This window comes from Duganella sp. OV510 (assembly GCF_900100205.1).
Classification (GTDB): Bacteria; Pseudomonadota; Gammaproteobacteria; order Burkholderiales; family Burkholderiaceae_D; genus Rugamonas.
This window is the reverse complement of the sequence record NZ_FNEQ01000015.1, coordinates 44,388-60,547: the sequence shown is the minus strand read 5'-3', so window position 1 is coordinate 60,547 and position 16,160 is coordinate 44,388. Positions and strand designations below refer to the sequence as shown.

The 16,160-nt window shown below is 63.8% G+C and carries 18 protein-coding genes; 13 read left to right on the top strand and 5 right to left on the bottom strand.

Going from position 1 to position 16,160, the window contains the following annotated elements:
* Positions 1 to 55 precede the first annotated feature (55 nt).
* The 7 genes from BLS51_RS28100 to BLS51_RS28070 all read left to right on the top strand — a co-directional run bounded on the left by BLS51_RS28100 (position 56) and on the right by BLS51_RS28070 (position 5,683).
* The gene (locus BLS51_RS28100) at positions 56 to 610 is read left to right on the top strand and encodes a hypothetical protein (RefSeq protein WP_090192255.1); all 555 of its coding nucleotides are present in this window, start codon (positions 56 to 58) and stop codon (positions 608 to 610) included.
* Positions 611 to 817: 207 nt separating this feature from the next.
* Positions 818 to 1,600 (top strand): inositol monophosphatase family protein, encoded by a 783-nt coding sequence (locus BLS51_RS28095; RefSeq protein ID WP_090192328.1) that lies wholly within the window; start codon positions 818 to 820, stop codon positions 1,598 to 1,600.
* A gap of 138 nt (positions 1,601 to 1,738) precedes the next feature.
* Positions 1,739 to 3,139 (top strand): DEAD/DEAH box helicase, encoded by a 1,401-nt coding sequence (locus BLS51_RS28090; RefSeq protein ID WP_090192256.1) that lies wholly within the window; start codon positions 1,739 to 1,741, stop codon positions 3,137 to 3,139.
* A gap of 76 nt (positions 3,140 to 3,215) precedes the next feature.
* A complete protein-coding gene (otnI, locus tag BLS51_RS28085; protein WP_090192257.1) occupies positions 3,216 to 3,995 on the top strand; it encodes a 2-oxo-tetronate isomerase in 780 nt (259 codons plus the stop codon).
* A 69-nt stretch (positions 3,996 to 4,064) separates the two neighbouring features.
* Positions 4,065 to 4,826 carry a hypothetical protein gene (locus BLS51_RS28080; protein WP_090192258.1) on the top strand — a complete coding sequence of 254 codons (762 nt, stop codon included), beginning with the start codon at positions 4,065 to 4,067 and terminating at the stop codon, positions 4,824 to 4,826.
* Between the two features lie 9 nt (positions 4,827 to 4,835).
* The gene (locus BLS51_RS28075; RefSeq protein ID WP_090192259.1) at positions 4,836 to 5,261 is read left to right on the top strand and encodes a hypothetical protein; all 426 of its coding nucleotides are present in this window, start codon (positions 4,836 to 4,838) and stop codon (positions 5,259 to 5,261) included.
* 47 nt (positions 5,262 to 5,308) lie between these two features.
* Positions 5,309 to 5,683, top strand: coding sequence for a TraR/DksA family transcriptional regulator (locus BLS51_RS28070; RefSeq protein WP_090192260.1), 375 nt, complete (start codon positions 5,309 to 5,311; stop codon positions 5,681 to 5,683).
* Here the strand turns inward: BLS51_RS28070 and BLS51_RS28065 are convergent.
* Together BLS51_RS28065 and BLS51_RS28060 are read right to left on the bottom strand one after the other, a co-directional pair.
* The gene (locus tag BLS51_RS28065; RefSeq protein WP_090192261.1) at positions 5,680 to 6,042 is read right to left on the bottom strand and encodes a hypothetical protein; all 363 of its coding nucleotides are present in this window, start codon (positions 6,040 to 6,042) and stop codon (positions 5,680 to 5,682) included. The two genes, BLS51_RS28070 and BLS51_RS28065, sit on opposite strands and share 4 nt — an antisense overlap.
* A 130-nt stretch (positions 6,043 to 6,172) precedes the next feature.
* Positions 6,173 to 6,730 (bottom strand): glycine zipper domain-containing protein, encoded by a 558-nt coding sequence (locus BLS51_RS28060; RefSeq protein WP_090192262.1) that lies wholly within the window; start codon positions 6,728 to 6,730, stop codon positions 6,173 to 6,175.
* A gap of 160 nt (positions 6,731 to 6,890) precedes the next feature.
* On the opposite strand from BLS51_RS28060, the gene BLS51_RS28055 reads away from it, so the two are divergent.
* From BLS51_RS28055 to BLS51_RS28040, 4 genes are read left to right on the top strand one after another with little or no spacing between them, the layout of a single operon-like run.
* Complete coding sequence (locus BLS51_RS28055; RefSeq protein ID WP_090192263.1) at positions 6,891 to 8,393, top strand: EAL domain-containing protein; 1,503 nt, start codon at positions 6,891 to 6,893, stop codon at positions 8,391 to 8,393.
* Complete coding sequence (locus tag BLS51_RS28050; protein WP_090192264.1) at positions 8,390 to 9,214, top strand: HDOD domain-containing protein; 825 nt, start codon at positions 8,390 to 8,392, stop codon at positions 9,212 to 9,214. The genes BLS51_RS28055 and BLS51_RS28050 overlap by 4 nt, the downstream gene beginning before the upstream one ends.
* 9 nt (positions 9,215 to 9,223) lie before the next feature.
* On the top strand, positions 9,224 to 10,600 hold the full coding sequence (locus BLS51_RS28045; RefSeq protein ID WP_090192265.1) for an ATP-binding protein: 1,377 nt from the start codon (positions 9,224 to 9,226) through the stop codon (positions 10,598 to 10,600).
* On the top strand, positions 10,597 to 11,097 hold the full coding sequence (locus BLS51_RS28040) for a response regulator (protein WP_090192266.1): 501 nt from the start codon (positions 10,597 to 10,599) through the stop codon (positions 11,095 to 11,097). The genes BLS51_RS28045 and BLS51_RS28040 overlap by 4 nt, the downstream gene beginning before the upstream one ends.
* On the opposite strand, the gene BLS51_RS28035 is transcribed toward BLS51_RS28040, so the two are convergent.
* The gene (locus tag BLS51_RS28035; protein ID WP_090192267.1) at positions 11,098 to 11,967 is read right to left on the bottom strand and encodes a M90 family metallopeptidase; all 870 of its coding nucleotides are present in this window, start codon (positions 11,965 to 11,967) and stop codon (positions 11,098 to 11,100) included.
* Positions 11,968 to 12,082: 115 nt separating this feature from the next.
* Positions 12,083 to 12,667: a winged helix-turn-helix domain-containing protein gene (locus tag BLS51_RS28030; RefSeq protein ID WP_090192329.1), complete on the bottom strand. Its 585-nt coding sequence runs from the start codon at positions 12,665 to 12,667 to the stop codon at positions 12,083 to 12,085.
* 330 nt (positions 12,668 to 12,997) lie between these two features.
* Between BLS51_RS28030 and BLS51_RS28025 the strand changes: the two genes are divergently transcribed.
* Positions 12,998 to 14,041, top strand: coding sequence for an OmpA family protein (locus BLS51_RS28025; RefSeq protein WP_090192268.1), 1,044 nt, complete (start codon positions 12,998 to 13,000; stop codon positions 14,039 to 14,041).
* A gap of 49 nt (positions 14,042 to 14,090) precedes the next feature.
* Positions 14,091 to 14,939, top strand: a complete 849-nt coding sequence (locus BLS51_RS28020) for a YihY/virulence factor BrkB family protein (protein ID WP_090192269.1) — start codon at positions 14,091 to 14,093, stop codon at positions 14,937 to 14,939.
* Here the strand turns inward: BLS51_RS28020 and BLS51_RS28015 are convergent.
* Complete coding sequence (locus BLS51_RS28015; RefSeq protein ID WP_090192270.1) at positions 14,925 to 16,103, bottom strand: AI-2E family transporter; 1,179 nt, start codon at positions 16,101 to 16,103, stop codon at positions 14,925 to 14,927. The genes BLS51_RS28020 and BLS51_RS28015 overlap by 15 nt on opposite strands.
* Positions 16,104 to 16,160 lie beyond the last annotated feature (57 nt).

Here is a 16,160-nt window from a genome sequence, read left to right as displayed (position 1 = left end):
ACGACAAACCTACTAGAAGGTAGGCTACTCCCATGAACCAACCAAAGGACATCCCATGCAAGCACTGAACCAAACCGCCAACGAAAGCTGGCTAAAGACCTATTACTTCGCACGCGCGGCCGTCTCGATCGCCTGGATAGTCGCCGCCATCAGCCTGGCGCCCCGCTCCGCCGGCATCGCCGCGATATTGCTGGTGTTCTACCCGCTGTGGGATGCACTGGCCAACCTGGCGGACGCCACCCGCAGCGGCGGCCTGGCGCAGAACCGCCCGCAGGCATTCAACGTTGCGGTCAGCCTGGTGGTGGCTGCGGCCGTCTGGCTGGCGCTGCCGGACATGCACCATGTGCTGGCGGTATTCGGCGTATGGGCCATTCTGTCGGGTCTGCTGCAACTGGGTGCGGGCCTGCGCCGGCGCAAGTTGTACGGCGCGCAATGGGCGATGATGTTGAGCGGTGGCCAGTCCGCGCTGGCGGGCGCCACCTTCATTTTCCAGGCACAGGCTGCCGCCGAACCATCGATAAGCACCGTGGTTGGCTATGCCGGATTCGGCGCGTTCTACTTCCTGGTGTCGGCCATCTCCCTAACCTTCCGCGCCCGGAAAACAGCATAAATCAGCGATGTTTTGAAAAGATTCGTGTTGATTTGCGGCAGGTTCATTTAAAATAGCGCAATCGCGCGGTAGTGACGCGGAAATTCCAGCAGAATTCTCCCTGCCACTGCCGCCCCGCTCTTTGTCATTTTGTCTCCTGTCGTGCCGCCGGGCTGGAAAACCCCTGGTGGGCGTTAGCATTTTTATACGGAAAAGCCCATGCATCCAATGATCAATACGGCTGTGAAAGCCGCGCGCCGTGGCGCAGCTGTCATCAACCGCGCTTCCTTCGACCTCGATCGCGTGATCGTCACCGAAAAAAACCACAAGGACTTCGTCACCGACGTCGACCAGGCTGCTGAACAAGCCATCATCGAAGTGCTGTCGAAAGCCTACCCTGACCATGCCTTCCTGGCGGAAGAATCCGGCGCATCGGCCAATGCCCACGACGAGGCAGAATACACCTGGATCATCGACCCGATCGATGGCACCACCAACTTCATGCACGGCTTCCCGCAATACGCGATCTCGATCGCGCTGTCGCAGCGCGGCGTCATCACCCAATCCGTCATTTACGACCCGGTCCGCAACGACCTGTTCACCGCCACCAAGGGCGCCGGCGCCTATCTGAACGAAAAACGCATCCGCGTTGGCAAGCTGGACCGCATCGCGAATGCGCTGCTGGCCACCGGCTACCAGACCGGCAGCCCGAAAGCGCTGAAGGAATACCTGGAAATGTACGGCGTCATGGCCGAGCGCAGCCACGGCGTGCGCCGCGCCGGCAGCGCCGCGCTGGACCTGGCCTATGTCGCCTGCGGCCGCCTCGACGGCTTCTACGAAAAAGGGCTGAAGCCCTGGGACATCGCCGGCGGCGCGCTGCTGGTGACCGAAGCCGGCGGCATTGTCGGCGAGTTCAACGGCGAATCCGACTATCTCTACAAAGGCGATATCATCGCCGCCAGCCCGAAAGTGTTCGCACAGATGGTTGGCCTCCTTGCTCCCTTCGCCTAAGCAAGCCACCGCTTGTTACAAAAAACGGAGCTCCGGCTCCTTTTTTTATTGCAGGTTTTATTTCCGCATTGAAACTAGATGCTATACTGAAAGCTGCGGCATAAGCCCAGTCCTGTAGAATCTTTACGTAAGAATAATATGTCTTTTTCCTCTCTCGGTTTGTCCGACGCCCTGATGCGCGCGGTTAGTGATACCGGCTATACCACGCCGACTCCTATCCAGCAGCAGGCCATTCCCGCCGTCCTGAACGGCGGCGACCTGCTGGCGGGCGCGCAGACCGGCACCGGCAAGACCGCCGGTTTCACGCTGCCGCTGCTGCAACGCCTGTCGACCGACGCGGTCGGTTCCAAGCTGACCAGCAACAACTCGCCGCGTGCCATCCGCGCCCTGATCCTGACGCCGACGCGCGAACTGGCGGCACAGGTCGAAGAAAGCGTGCGCACCTACGGCAAGTACACCAAGCTGAATTCGGCGGTGATCTTTGGCGGCGTCGGCATCAACCCGCAGATCAAGCAGCTCAAGCATGGCGTCGACATCCTGGTGGCCACGCCGGGCCGTCTGCTGGACCATATGGACCAGGGCACGGTTGACCTCAGCAAGATCGAAATCCTGGTGCTGGACGAAGCTGACCGCATGCTCGACATGGGCTTCATCCGCGACATTCGCAAAGTGCTGGCCAAGCTGCCGCCGAAGCGTCAGAACCTGCTGTTCTCGGCCACCTTCTCGGACGAGATCAAGGCGCTGGCCGATGGCCTGCTGAACAACCCGGCGATGATCGAAGTGGCGCGCCGCAACGCCACCTCCGAGGTCATCGCGCAAAAGATCCACCCGGTCGACCGCGACAAGAAGCACCCGATGCTGGCACACCTGATCAAGTCGAACAACTGGTCGCAGGTGCTGGTCTTCACCCGCACCAAGCACGGCGCCAACAAGCTGGTCGAACAGCTGGAGAAGGACGGCATTGGCGCGATGGCGATCCACGGCAACAAGAGCCAGTCGGCGCGTACCAAGGCGCTGTCCGAGTTCAAGGACAACAAGCTGCAAGTGCTGGTGGCCACCGACATCGCCGCGCGCGGCATCGACATCGACCAGTTGCCGCACGTGGTCAACTACGACCTGCCGAACGTGCCGGAAGACTATGTACACCGGATCGGCCGCACCGGCCGTGCTGGCGCCACGGGCGAGGCGGTCTCGCTGGTTTGCGTGGACGAGCACGACATGCTGAAAGACATCGAGAAGCTGATCAAGCAAACGCTGCCGCGTGACATCATCCCAGGCTTCGAGCCGGATCCGACCGCACGTGCGCAACCGATCCAGCTGCGCAGCGGCGGCCAAGGCCATCGCAACGGCGGCAACCGTGGTGGTGGCGGTGGTGGTGGCGGCGCCCCACGCAAGGCAGGCAGCGGTGGCGGCAACGGCAACAAGCCACGCGCCGCCGGCGGCAACAATGGTGGCAACGGCAGCGCACCGCGCGGCACCGGCGGCGGCAACGCCCCGCGCGCCGCCGCCCAGCACCGCTCCGGCGGCCGCGGCCGCTAAAAATCCGGGGTCAGTTCTGCCAAATGTACATGAGCTCGTGTACGATTGGCAGAACTGACCCCGGAGTTGTATTGCCATGCCGAAGTTTGCCGCCAATCTGTCGATGCTGTATGCCGACGCCCCTTTTCTTGACCGCTTTGCCCTCGCTCATGAGGCTGGCTTTGAGGCGGTTGAGTTCCTCTTTCCTTACGCTTTCAAGATGCAGCAGATCGCTGAGCGCTTGCGCCGCTATCAGCTGAAGCTGGTGCTGTTCAATCTGCCAGCCGGTGACTGGAATGCCGGCGATCGTGGCATGGCCTGCGATCCGCGCCGCGTCGAGGAGTTCCGCGATGGCGTGGCGACCGCGCTGGAATACGCCACTGAACTGGGCGTGACGCAGCTACATTGCATGGCGGGCAAGCTGCCGCCCGGACTGGCACCGGAACTGGCCCACACTACCTATGTCGAGAACCTGCGCCATGCAGCCGCGCAGCTGGCGCCGGCCGGCATCCATCTGCTGATCGAGCCGATCAACCATTTCGACATGCCCGGCTATTTCCTCAGCCGCAGCCGCCAGGCCCTGGATATCATCGCTGAAGCCAACTGCCCCAACCTGTTCCTGCAATACGACATCTACCACATGCAACGCATGGAGGGCGAACTGTCGAATACCATCCAGGCCAACCTGCCGCTGATCAAGCATATGCAGATCGCCGATACCCCCGGCCGCCACGAACCCGGCACCGGCGAGATCAATTACCGCCATCTGTTCGCCTTCATCGACCAGATCGGCTACGACGGCTGGCTGGGCTGCGAGTACCTGCCGTCCGGCGACACCAACGCCGGCCTCGGCTGGCGCGCAGTGCTGACCACTTAGTCTGCGCCGGCGCAACACGCGCCCCGTTGCCGCACGCCACAATCATCCCACTCAACCGTGGGGTGATCCATGAGACGTCTCTACCTGATGCTGTCCACGCTGGTCCTGCTGTCCGGCTGCGCCAGCAGCACGCCGCGCATGGCCGAGGTGCGCGCCTTCGCCGCCGATGCGCCCAAGCTGGGCGCCTACCATGAGCTAACCGAACGCTACCGCCACACCTACCAGCGCCAGCAGCCGTTCATGTATCCGGCCGCCGACTCCCGCGAGCAGCAGCTGGACGCCCGCCGCCAGCAAGCCTGCGACGATTTCGTCAAGCTGCAATACGGCCTGCAAGCGTATATGCAGGCGCTGGGCGCGCTGGCCGGCGACAGCCAGTACGACCTGGAGGATCAGGTGAAAAGCCTCAGCACCGGCATCAAGGCCTGGCCCGACACCGGCCTGGAGGATCGCCACGTCAACGCCTACGCCGGCCTGGTGCGGCTGGCCGCGCGCGCGTTCACCGGACCGCTACAGGAAAACACCGTCGACACCATGCTGCGCGAGGGCCAGCAATCGATGCAGCAGGTACTGGACGCCATGCGCACGCTGCTGCGCCTGTACAGCAAGTCCAGCGACAATGAGGAAGACCTGGTGATCGGCATGCTGGAATCGGAAATCCCCTTTCTCGACACCACTCGCGACCGCCTGTTGCTGGCGCTCGCCCGGTCGCGGCAGCAGGAGAAGGAGGCCGAGTTCCGCCTGATCGGCCTGCGCTTCACGCTGGCGCGCAAAAATCTCGATCTGATCGCGCAGCGCCACCGCGCGCTGCTGCAACACCTTCCCGCCGAATAAGGAGCCGCCATGACCGATCCACAGCAACAAGCGCGCCTCGAAGCATTGGCAGACAGCCTGTCGGCCTGCGCCGACGCCCTGCACTTACGCCTGATGCGCGCGCTGCGCAAGAGCACGCCCGACGGTGCCCTGCCCGGCATTTCCCAGCGCGTCGCGCAGTCGCTGTTTGAACAGGAGGTGCAGCTGCGCCAGCGCGCCAACAGCCTGTATCTGGATGCCGCCATGCAGGCAGCCGGCGGCTTGCAGGCGCAACAGCAGCAACTGGCGGAACTGGCCGCACGCGCCGAGCTCATCATCGCCCGCATCGACCGCGCCAAGGACTTGCTTGATCTGGCTGGCGAGCTGATCGGCGCCGGTGCGGCCATCGCCAGCGGCCGGCCGGAACGCGTGCTGCCATCGCTGGAGAAACTCAAGCACCATATCGAGGCGCTGTAGAACGATACGCCGCCGCGCCGGTCCAATGCTGCAAGGGAGGACGCGGCATGAACCAACTGGACGATCAACAATGGCAGATTCTGCAAACCCGGCTTGAACGCGCCAGTGCCGCGCTGCTTAGTCAGCTCGCGGACGACCTCGACCGCAACACCGATCTGCGCACGCCGCTGCCGCACCAGGCAGAAGCCTCGCCGGCCGACAACGCCAGCCAGCGCACGCTGCACGCGGCGGTGCATGAGGCGGCAACATTGACGGCACGCCAGCTGGACGTGGTGCGCCACGCGCTCGGCAAGTTCGGTGATCGTAGTTATGGCATGTGTGAAAGCTGCGGCGGGCCGATCGGCTATTCGCGCCTGAACGCCCGCCCGGAAGCGCGCCTATGCATCAGCTGCCAGACGCGGCTGGAACAACAACAGCGCTAGTCGCCGCTGAGCCAGGGCTGGCTGCGGATCTTGGCCACCTGCCGCTGCGCCATCAGGCGCCACAGTTGCAGGGCGTCGGCCTGCTGGCTGACTGTCATGGTGCGCGGCGTCGCCAGGGCAATTTCGCAATCACGGTCCGACCATTCGGCAAAGCGCACGGCGCCATCGGCCGCCACTTCCATTTCGTACATCAGGCCGTCATCGTAGCCGAAGCGCAGCACCGCGCTGCCGGGACCGCCCTCGGGACTGGCGACCTTGCCGCCGTAGACGTCCGCCAGCGCTGCCGCCAGCTGGGCCTCGGACGGCGCCGCCACGTCGCGCCCGTCGGGACGCGTGAGTACTAGCCATGCCTGGGTCATTGCCGCCTCCGCTCACGGTGTGATGTCGTGCGACTATCATACCGAAAATTGCCCTGTGCGCAGGCTTAGTCTCGGATATGCAACAGCGCCAGCCAAATGGCAGATAGCAAGCCGACACTGTTGCCACTGGCTATGCCGGCACTGGCACCGGCAGCGAGTTCGGGTCGAAGTCGCGCCAGTCGCCAGCGGTGATGGTGCCTTCGGCGCGTTCAAGATCGCGTACGCCCAGCCGCTGCAGGATGTCCACCGCCGTGTCTTCCTGGGTGACATCGTCCACCGCCACGGCGATCATCATGCCGGACTTGCGCGGTGGCTGCACATTGCTGCCATCCTCGTCCGGTTCGCCGCGCTCCTTCATCTTGTTCAGGCTGTACAGCGAACCAACGTGGGCGCCGACCAGCGCCCCGACCACCGGTCCCACCGGCCCGGTCATAGGTATGGTGGCGGCGCCCGCCACCGCGCCGGCAATCGCACCAGCGGCGCCGCCCTGCACCACGCCCTCGTCGCTTTCCTTGGCGCCGGGCGACTTGTCATGGTCGCCGCCCAGTTCATGGATATCGTGCTGTCCGGGCGGATTGACATAAAAAGAACTGATGCGCGCCGCCGCGAAACCGGCGCCCAGCAGGGCCAGGCGGGCGTCGGCAATTTCATCTTGTAGCTGGAAATGGCCTGCGATGATTGTAGTCATGGGTCTTCTCCTGGATTAACGTGACCCCAGTGTGAACCGCATGGACAGCGGCTTCCGTTCGCTTACGCACTGTTAAAAAGGTTGTATGCAGCGAGCTTATCCGTAATAATCAGCGATAGCATTTTCGAGCAGCAAGCTTCCATTTCGATAGGAACGCCTGATGAAGTTCGACGATCAATCGCCGCGCTACCAACCGCTGGTCGACCTGCGCAACGGCGCGGTGGCCTGCGTGGAAGCGCTGTCGGCGCACGGCGACAGCCTGGCGCTGCTGCGCCGCAGTTGCGAGGACCGGCAACTGTGGCAAGGCGGCGTGCTGGACTGCTGCGACCTGCAGGTCGCGCTCAACCTCGGCCCGCAACAACTGGGCGACGCCCGCTTCGGCCCCGCCGTCACCGCGCTGCTCGATGAATACGGCATCGCGCCGGTAGCACTGACACTGGAGCTGGACGAAGCCACGCTGATGCACGACCCGGCCGCCAGCGCCGCCATGCTGGACTTCTTCAAGCAGCAAGGCGCCAGCCTGACGCTGGACCAGTTTGGCGCCGGTCCCGCCTGCCTGGGCAATCTGCAACGCTATCCCTTCGACTACATCAAGCTGGACCGCGCCGTGGTGCAAGGCGTCACCGACAGCGAAGCCGTCGCCGCACTGTGCCAGGCGCTGATCGCCATGGCGCTGCACCTTGGCATCCGCGTCGCTGCCGACGGCGTGCAGAATGATGCACAATGCGCCTTCCTGCGCGACAACCTGTGCGATCTGGTGCAAGGCGACATCTACGCCGCGCCGCAAGCGCCCGAACAGCTGGGGACGCTGCTGCGCGAAGACCGCCGCCTGGCGCCACAGCTGCTGCGCGTGCAGCAGAAGCGCCGCCGCCTGCTGCTGGTCGACGACGAGGCCAACATCATCTCCGCGCTGAAGCGCCTGCTGCGCCCGGACGGCTACGAAATCCACAGCGCCAACTCCGGCGAGCAAGGGCTGGAGATGCTGGCGCAGCAGCCGGTCGACGTCATCATCTCCGATCAGCGCATGCCCGGCCTGAACGGCGCCGACTTCCTGCGCCAGGCACGCATCCTGCGCCCCGACACCATCCGCATCATGTTGTCCGGCTACACCGAGCTGCAATCGGTGACTGACGCCGTCAACGAGGGCGCCATCTATAAATTCCTCACCAAGCCGTGGAACGACGAGCAACTGCGCACCCACCTGGCCGACGCCTTCCGCCTGAAGGAAATCGCCGACGACAACGTGCGCCTGAATATGGAAGTGCGCAACGCCAACCACGAGCTGGCCAGCGCCAACCGCCGCATGGAACAGTTGCTGCACCAGATGCAGCGCCAGATCGACCGCGACGAGATCAGCCTCAACATCGCGCGCGAAATCCTGCAACAGTTGCCGCTGCCGGTGATCGGCATGGATGACGGCGGCATGATCGCCTTCGTCAACGGCGCCGCCGGCCGCATGTTCCAGCGCAGCGGTGCCCTGTTGGGCAACGAGGCCAGCGCGGTGCTGCCGCAACTGTTTCCGGATGGCGGCGCGCTGCCGCCGGACGGCCACCACACCGACATCGGCGGCACGCGCTATGCGGTCAAAGCCTATCCGATGGGCGGCAGCTCGGCCTCGCGCGGCAGCCTGATCACCTTCAGCCTGGACGAGGCGCTGCCATGAGCGCGGCCGGCCACGTGGCGCTGGATGACGTGGTGCGCCGCATCCACGACCTGCCGTCGCTGCCGGCGGTGGTGGCCGAGCTGCTGACCAGCATGGACGAGGACGATATCGACCTGCACTACCTGGCTGGCCGCATCGCGCTGGAGCCGGCACTGACCGCCAAGACGCTGCGGCTGGCGAATTCCTCGTTCTACGGCATGCCGTCCAAGGTCACCAGCATTCAGCAGGCGATGTCGGTGCTCGGCCTGCACAGCGTGCGCACGCTGGTGACCGCCTGCGGCGTCATCGGCGCGGTGCCGCCGGCAGCCGGCGCGGTGCTGGACCTGGACCTGTTCTGGCGCGAAGCCATCGCCACCGCCGTGTGGGCGCGCGCGCTGGCGCGCCAGCTGCGGCAAAGCCCGGACACCGCCTTCACCGCCGGTCTGCTACACCAGCTTGGCACGCTGGTGCTGGCCACCCGCTTTCCCACTGAATACGCGGCAGTACCGGCCTGGCGCGCCGCCCACGAGGATGCCAGCGTGGCTGCGGCCGAACTGGCGGTGTTCGGCGTCGATCACGCGCAGGCCGGCAGCGCGCTGGCCGCCCACTGGAAATTCCCGCAGGCGATCCAGGACGCCATCAGCCACCAGCACCGTGCCAACGCCACTGGCTTGGCGCTGGCGGTCGGCCTGGCGCACCTGCTGGCCGGGCCGGACGACGGCGATGCAGCACAGCGCGAGCAGGCCTGGCAGCGGCTGGCGTTCGACGACGCGCAGCGCCAGCAGCTCAGCGTCAACTGCCCGCTGATGGTCAACGACATGTGCCAGATATTGGTCAACTAGGAAAGCGCGATGAAACTCCCTACCCAGGCGGAAGTGGCCTTGTCCGAATTCTTTGACGGCCATCCGGTCGCCACCTTCGCCATCAACCGCCACCACGTCATCACCCACTGGAACAAGGCGTGCGAGCAGCTGCTGGGCTGGACCCGCGCCTGCATGGTCGGCACGCGCAACCAGTGGCAGCCGTTCTACCTGAAGGAGCGGCCGCTGCTGTGCGACCTGATCCTGTCCGGCGATCCCGACATCCCGTCCTACTATCCCGGCCATACCCATGAATCGGCGCTGATCCCCGGCGCCTACGAGTCGGAAGACTTCTTCCCGAATATCGGCGCCAGCGGCCACTGGCTGCATTTCACCGCCGCGCCGCTGCGCGATGCCGACGGCCATATCGTCGGCGCCATCGAAACGCTGCGCGACGTCACCGAGCGCCGCGTGGCCGAGAACGCGCTGCGCAAGTCGCGCGACAGCCTCGAACACATCGTCGAGAAGCGCACCGGCCAGCTGGCCCAGGCCAACGACAAGCTGGAGGACGACATCCGCCAGCTGACCGAGCTGAACGACCTGCTGTCGGCGGCCCAGCAGCAACTGGTGCAGGCCGAGAAAATGGCCTCGATCGGCCAACTGGCGGCCGGCGTCGCACACGAAATCAACAACCCGATCGGCTACATCTTCTCGAATGTCGGCACGCTGCAAAACTACCTGACCCAGCTGTTCGAGATGCTGGACGCCTACCAGGCTGCCGAAACCAGCATCGCCGAGCCGGCGGTGGCGGCGCGGCTGCGCGCCATGCGCGAGCGCATCGACCTCGATTTCCTGCGCGAAGACATCCCGGCGCTGATGCGCGAATCTGGCGAAGGCCTGGTGCGCGTGCGCCACATCGTCGACGACCTGAAGGATTTCTCGCGCGCCGACAACAACCAGGAATGGAGCCGCGCCGACCTGCACCAGGGCATCGACTCCACCCTCAACATCGTCGCCAACGAAGTCAAATACCGCGCCGACGTGGTCAAGGCCTATGGCGACATCCCGGAAATCGAGTGCCTGCCCTTGCAGATCAACCAGGTGGTGCTGAACCTGGTGGTTAACGCCGCGCAAGCCATGGGCGAGCAGCGCGGCACCATCACGCTGCGCACCGGCATGGCCGACCCGCACACCGTCAGGCTGGAAGTCGAAGACACCGGCAACGGCATCGCGCCCGATACGCTGTCGCGCATCTTCGATCCTTTTTTCACCACCAAGGCGGTCGGCAAAGGCACCGGGCTGGGCCTGTCGCTGGCTTACGGCATCGTGCAGAAGCATGGCGGCCGCATCGAAGTCGATACCGAACTGGGACGCGGCACCTGCTTCCGCGTGCTGCTGCCGATACGCCATACCGAGGAGCAATCATGACCCGCATACTGCTGGTGGACGACGAACCCAACATGCTGAGCGCGCTGCAACGGGCGCTACGTCAGAGCAAGGCGCTGGCCGGCGCGCAAATTGAAACCTTCACCAATCCTTTCGACGCGCTGAACCGCATCTGCGTCTGCGATTTCGACCTGGTGATGTCCGATTTCATGATGCCGGAGATGACCGGCGGCGATTTCCTGCAGGCGCTGAAAGAGGTGGCGCCAACCACGGTGCGCATCATGCTGAGCGCCTCGACCGACTTCAAGACCGCCATGGCAGCCATCAACGACGCTCACGTGTTCCGTTTTATTCCCAAGCCGTGGCAGCAGGCCGAGCTGGAACAGAACATCCTGCAAGGACTGGAAGAGCGCCAGCGCCTGCTGGCCGAAGCCGGCAAGGCGCCCAGCGCGGAGGAACTGGAGGCGCGGCGGCTGGAGGAAGAGGAACCGGGCCTGTTGCACGTCAAGCGCACCGACGACGGCTCCATCATCCTGTGATTACCAGCCGTAGGCGTAGCTGAGCGGCTGTTCCGGCGCTGGCGGCGGTGGCGGCGGCGACATCCATTCGCGCGGATCGACCCGGTAGTATTTGAGGAATTCCGCAAACAGCTCGGGATAATGCTGCGCCATCTGGTACGGCTTTTCATAAAAGGTTTCGGTGGCGACGGCGAAGAATTCGGCCGGGCTGGTGGCGCCGTAGTGGTCCATCACCGCCTCCTGCCGATACATCGCGTGCATGCGCAGGTCCTGGTAGGCGCGCGACAGCACTTCCGACCATTCGGTATAGCTGGCCGGATTGCCCAGATAAGGGGCGCCGTTGGCGCGGCCGGACTCGCTGTCCAGCTGGTGTGCGAACTCGTGCAGCACGACATTGTGGCCATCGGTCCAGTCGCCGGCGCCACGGCGCACATCGTCCCACGACAGCACCACACGGCCGTCGTCCCACGATTCACCCAGCATGCTCTGGCGGCCCGGCGTGATGACGCCGCCCGGCCCCACTTCGGCGCGCTGCGCCACGAATTCGCTGGGATAAACCAGGATGGTATGCAAGGCCGGATACACCTTGCTGTGACGGTTCAAGAGCAGCAGACAAGCCTGGCCGGCGATGATCACCGCCATTTCATCGGTCACCTCCAGCCCTTCGCAGCCGATGAATTTTTTTTGATGCAGGAACTGCACCACCATGCGCCGCAGCTGCTGCTGCAAATCCGCACTCATGCGGCTGTAGACGGGAATATTGCGCCGTAAAACCGCCTCGGCTTCAGCCGGCAAGGGCCTGGCCAGCACCCGTTGCAGGCGCCAGCGCGGATAGATGAAGGGCAGCGCCACCGCCAGCGCCGACAGGCCTAACCAGATCAAAGCTTCCATGTGCCGCAGGTCCGTAAGATGTCATTCCAGCCAAGGTGGGGCTGCATATCAACATTTCAATACGAAAACAGCCGGCGCGTGCGCCGGCTGTTCATGATACCCCTGCGGGGGGATCTTATTCTGCTTTTTGCTGCGACGGGGCGCTGCCAAACAGCGCTGCCACCAGTGGATCGCGCATCACCGGGCCACGGTTGACGCGGATGGCGTAATGGGTGTCGTCCGCCAGGATGTGGAAGTGGCGGCCGCTGCCAGCCATCGCTTGCTCGCGCAGGCCTGGACGCTCCTTGCGTGGTGGCACGCCTTCGCGTTTCGGCTGGGCGATGGCGGCCAGGAAGGCAGCGATGCGCTCAGGATCTGGCGTCAGCTGATAGACCGCCTTGCCCAGGTAGGTGGCCGTGCCCTCGACATAGCGCGCCAGCTCGATGACGCCGGCTTCGCGCAGGTCGCGGATGTATTTGCGGGCGCCGGACGGCGAAAATTTCAGGAACCAGGCGATTTCATCTGCCAGCATTTCATGCATGGACAGCTCGCCGATCAGCTTTTGCATGTTTTCAATGCGACGCAGCGTGGCAGAGGTCGAACGCACACGCTCAATCGACGCCATCGACAGTGCTGGCTTGCGATCCAGCGGGGCCGGAGTCGAGCGCTCCATCATCGCCAGGCGCGCCGTGGTGGATTGCATCTCCGGCGAGGCTTTCATCTCGTTTTGGACCATGGTTTGTTGTTTGCTGACTGCGTGCATGGGGATCACTCCTTAAATTAATGCGCGAATTGGTACGGCTTGACGCAAGAATGCCCGCTAGCGCCGCTACAGTCTGTGCGTCAACGAACATTAGCGAAGCATCTATTGCCTTAAGCTCGGACAAATGGCGTTCGTTTAAGTTTCACCAACTGTGTCGGATTTGAGACAGCACAAAGTTTGGTGCGGTATCGAACGGAAGGAGTGCCCCATGTCACCTAATCTTCGGTCCAACAGCGATGCAACAACATTGCTGACAGTGAAACTTTTTAAACAATCGGGAGCAACCCTGTGAATAAATCCAAAAAAATCGCCTTAGCCGCAGCAGCCCTGTGTGCGTCGTTCTCTGCAATGGCCCAGCAAGACCCGGTCATCAACCCATCGTGGTACATCCAGCCTAGCGTCAACGCTGTCAAGCCTGACGATGATTTCCGTGCGGTCGACAAGACCGGCTACGGCGCCGGCCTGAAATTCGGCAAAGCCGTCAACGAAAACTGGGACGTGCAGACCGGCTACACCTATGCCCGCTCGCGTGAAAACGGCCAGCGCTACCAGCAGGAGACGCTGGGCGTGGACGGCTTGTATATGTTCTCCCGTAAATCCTTCCGTCCATTCATCCTGGTGGGTATCGGCGCCGAGCGCGACAAGGCCAACCTGGCAGGCAACATCGAGCGCAAGCGCACCTCGCCTTACCTGAGCGCCGGCCTGGGCTTCCAGGCTGACCTGAACGAACGCGTCGCGCTGCAGGCGGACATCCGTAACGTGCACGGCTTCATCCGTGGCGAAGACTTCCCTAACAGCAAGAGCAATAACTACTACGCAACGATTGGCCTGAACATCGCCTTCAACGCGCCACCGCGCGCTGTGCCGCCAGCACCGCCAGCACCACCAGTGGCCGAACCACCACCACCGCCACCAGCACCACCAGCGCCACCTCCTCCACCGCCAGCGCGCTTCGAGAAGGTGACCATGTCGGCAACCGAGCTGTTCTCGTTTGACAGCGCCAAGCTGAACTCGAACCAGCCTAAGCTGGACGACATCGCCAACGTGCTGAACAACAACTCCAGCATCAACGACGTCACCATCTCCGGTTACGCCGACCGCCTGGGCAGCGACAAGTACAACCAGAAACTGTCCGAGCGCCGCGCCAACGCGGTCAAGGACTACCTGGTCAGCAAAGGTGTGGCAGCGAATCGCCTGACCGCAGTGGGCAAGGGCGAGTCGAATCCAGTGGTTGAGTGCACTGACAAGAAACGCGCCGACCTGATCAAGTGCCTGGAGCCTAACCGCCGCGTCGAGGTGGAACAGATCACCATCGAACGCCGCGTACAATAAATCCCCGTAACAACAGCCCCGCAACCCAGGTTGCGGGGCTTTTTTATTTATGCAAAAGAAAACGATATTCTCGGTGCTGAAATGCACCGTCCTCGAATGGTTCGAACACCGCGGCAGCAGCATGGGCGCGGCGTTGGCGTTTTATACGCTGTTTTCGCTGGCGCCCATCATCGTGCTGGTGCTGGCGATCGCCGGCTGGTTCTACGGGCCGCAGGCGGCACAGGGCGAGCTGTTCGCACAGTTGCGCGGCCTGGTTGGCGCGCAAGGCGCGGAAGCGATCCAGGCGGTGCTGGCCGGCGCGCAGAACAAGGAGGAAGGACGGCTGGCCACGCTGATCGCCGGCGGCCTGCTGCTGTTCGGCGCCACCACCGTATTTGCTGAACTCAAGGCCAGCCTGGACGCCATCTGGCAAGTACCGCCGCTGACCAGCGGCACGGTATGGGACACCATCCGCACCCGCCTGCTGTCGTTCGGCATGGTGCTGGTGCTGGCCTTTCTGCTGATGGTGTCGCTGGTGATCAGCGCGGCGCTGACCTTGCTGGAGAAATTCTGGGGCAGCTTGTGGGGTGACGCCGGCATCGTGCTAACTTGCGTCAACATGAGCATCAGCTTCCTGGTGATTGCCGCGCTGTTTGGCGTGATCTTCAAGATGCTGCCGCGCGTGACGCTGTCGTGGCACGACGTCACCATCGGTGCGCTTGGCACCGCCGCCCTGTTCACCTTGGGCAAATATGCGATCGGCGCGTATATCGGCAATAGTGGCGTGGCCAGCAGCTATGGCGCCGCCGGCTCGCTGATCGCGGTGCTGATGTGGGTGTACTACTCGGCGCAGATTTTCTTCCTCGGCGCCGAGTTTGCGCGGCAATATGCCTTGCAGCTGGGCTCACTCTCCAAGTAGTTCGGCCAGCACTTCCATGCCTTCGACCCGCTCGGCGACCACCTTGACGATGACGATCACGGGGACGCCGAGCAGCAAGCCCCACACGCCCCACAACCAGCCCCAGAACAGCAGGCTGACAAACACCGCCGCCGCATTCATGCGGGCGAAGCGGCCGGTCATCCAGGTGGTCACCACGGTGCCGATCAGCGTGGCGACAGCCAGCGACGCGCCCATCACCAGCAAACTCATCTGCAACGATTCAAACTGCAGGAAGGCGACCACGCCGGTGGCCAGCATGATCAGCAGCGGGCCGAAATAAGGCATCAGGTGCAGCAGGCCGGCAACGATGGCCCAGGCGCCGGCATTCTCCAGGCCGATCCAGCGCAGCGCCACCCACATCAGCAGCGCCAGCGCGGCATTCGTCACCAGCAGCATCAGCATGTATTTCTGGATCGAGATATTGATGTCTTCCAGGATGTGCACGGTGATTTTTTTCTTGCTCAGCGACGGCCCGGTCAGCTTGACCAGCTTGCGCTTGAAGGTGTCGCCCGACAGCAGCAGGAAAAACACCAGGAAGATCACCATCGTCGCCTGGCTGAGGAAACCGGCCACGCCCATCGAGCCGGCCCAGATCCAGTCCATCACCGGGAAGGCCGATGGCGGCGCGGCAGCGGCAGCGCGCCGGGCAGCGCGCCGTTCGGCGGCGGTGGCGGCAGTGGCCTGTTGCAATTCAGTCGCCACGTCCTGGATGCGCTGCAAGGCGCTCGGGCCGCCGCTGTGCAAATGCTCGGACAGCAGACGTGAAAGCTTGTGGCCGGCGGTCGGCAATTCATCGACGATCGACTGGAACTGGCCCTGCAACTTGTCCACCACCAGCACCGAGCCGCCGACGATGGCGGCGGTCACCAGCGTCACGCCGATCACGCGCGGCACGCGCAAGCGCTCCAGCCAGCACACCAGTGGGCTCAGCATATAGGTAATCAGGATGCCCAGCAGCAGCGGCACCAGGAAATCGCGCGCCCATTGCAGCGCCCAGACGAACGACACGGTCGCGATCACGCCCAGCGCCAGGCCGCGCGCGTTGACATGCAGGGGAATACGGGAAGGAAGAACTGGAGGGAGCTCAGCGTCGGCGCTGGCCGCCTGTGCGTGAGTCCGGGGCAGGTCGACAGGCTGGTTCATGATGACTCACAGAAGAATGCCGGCGCGCGGCATCGTGCGCGCGCGCCAGCCAGGGGG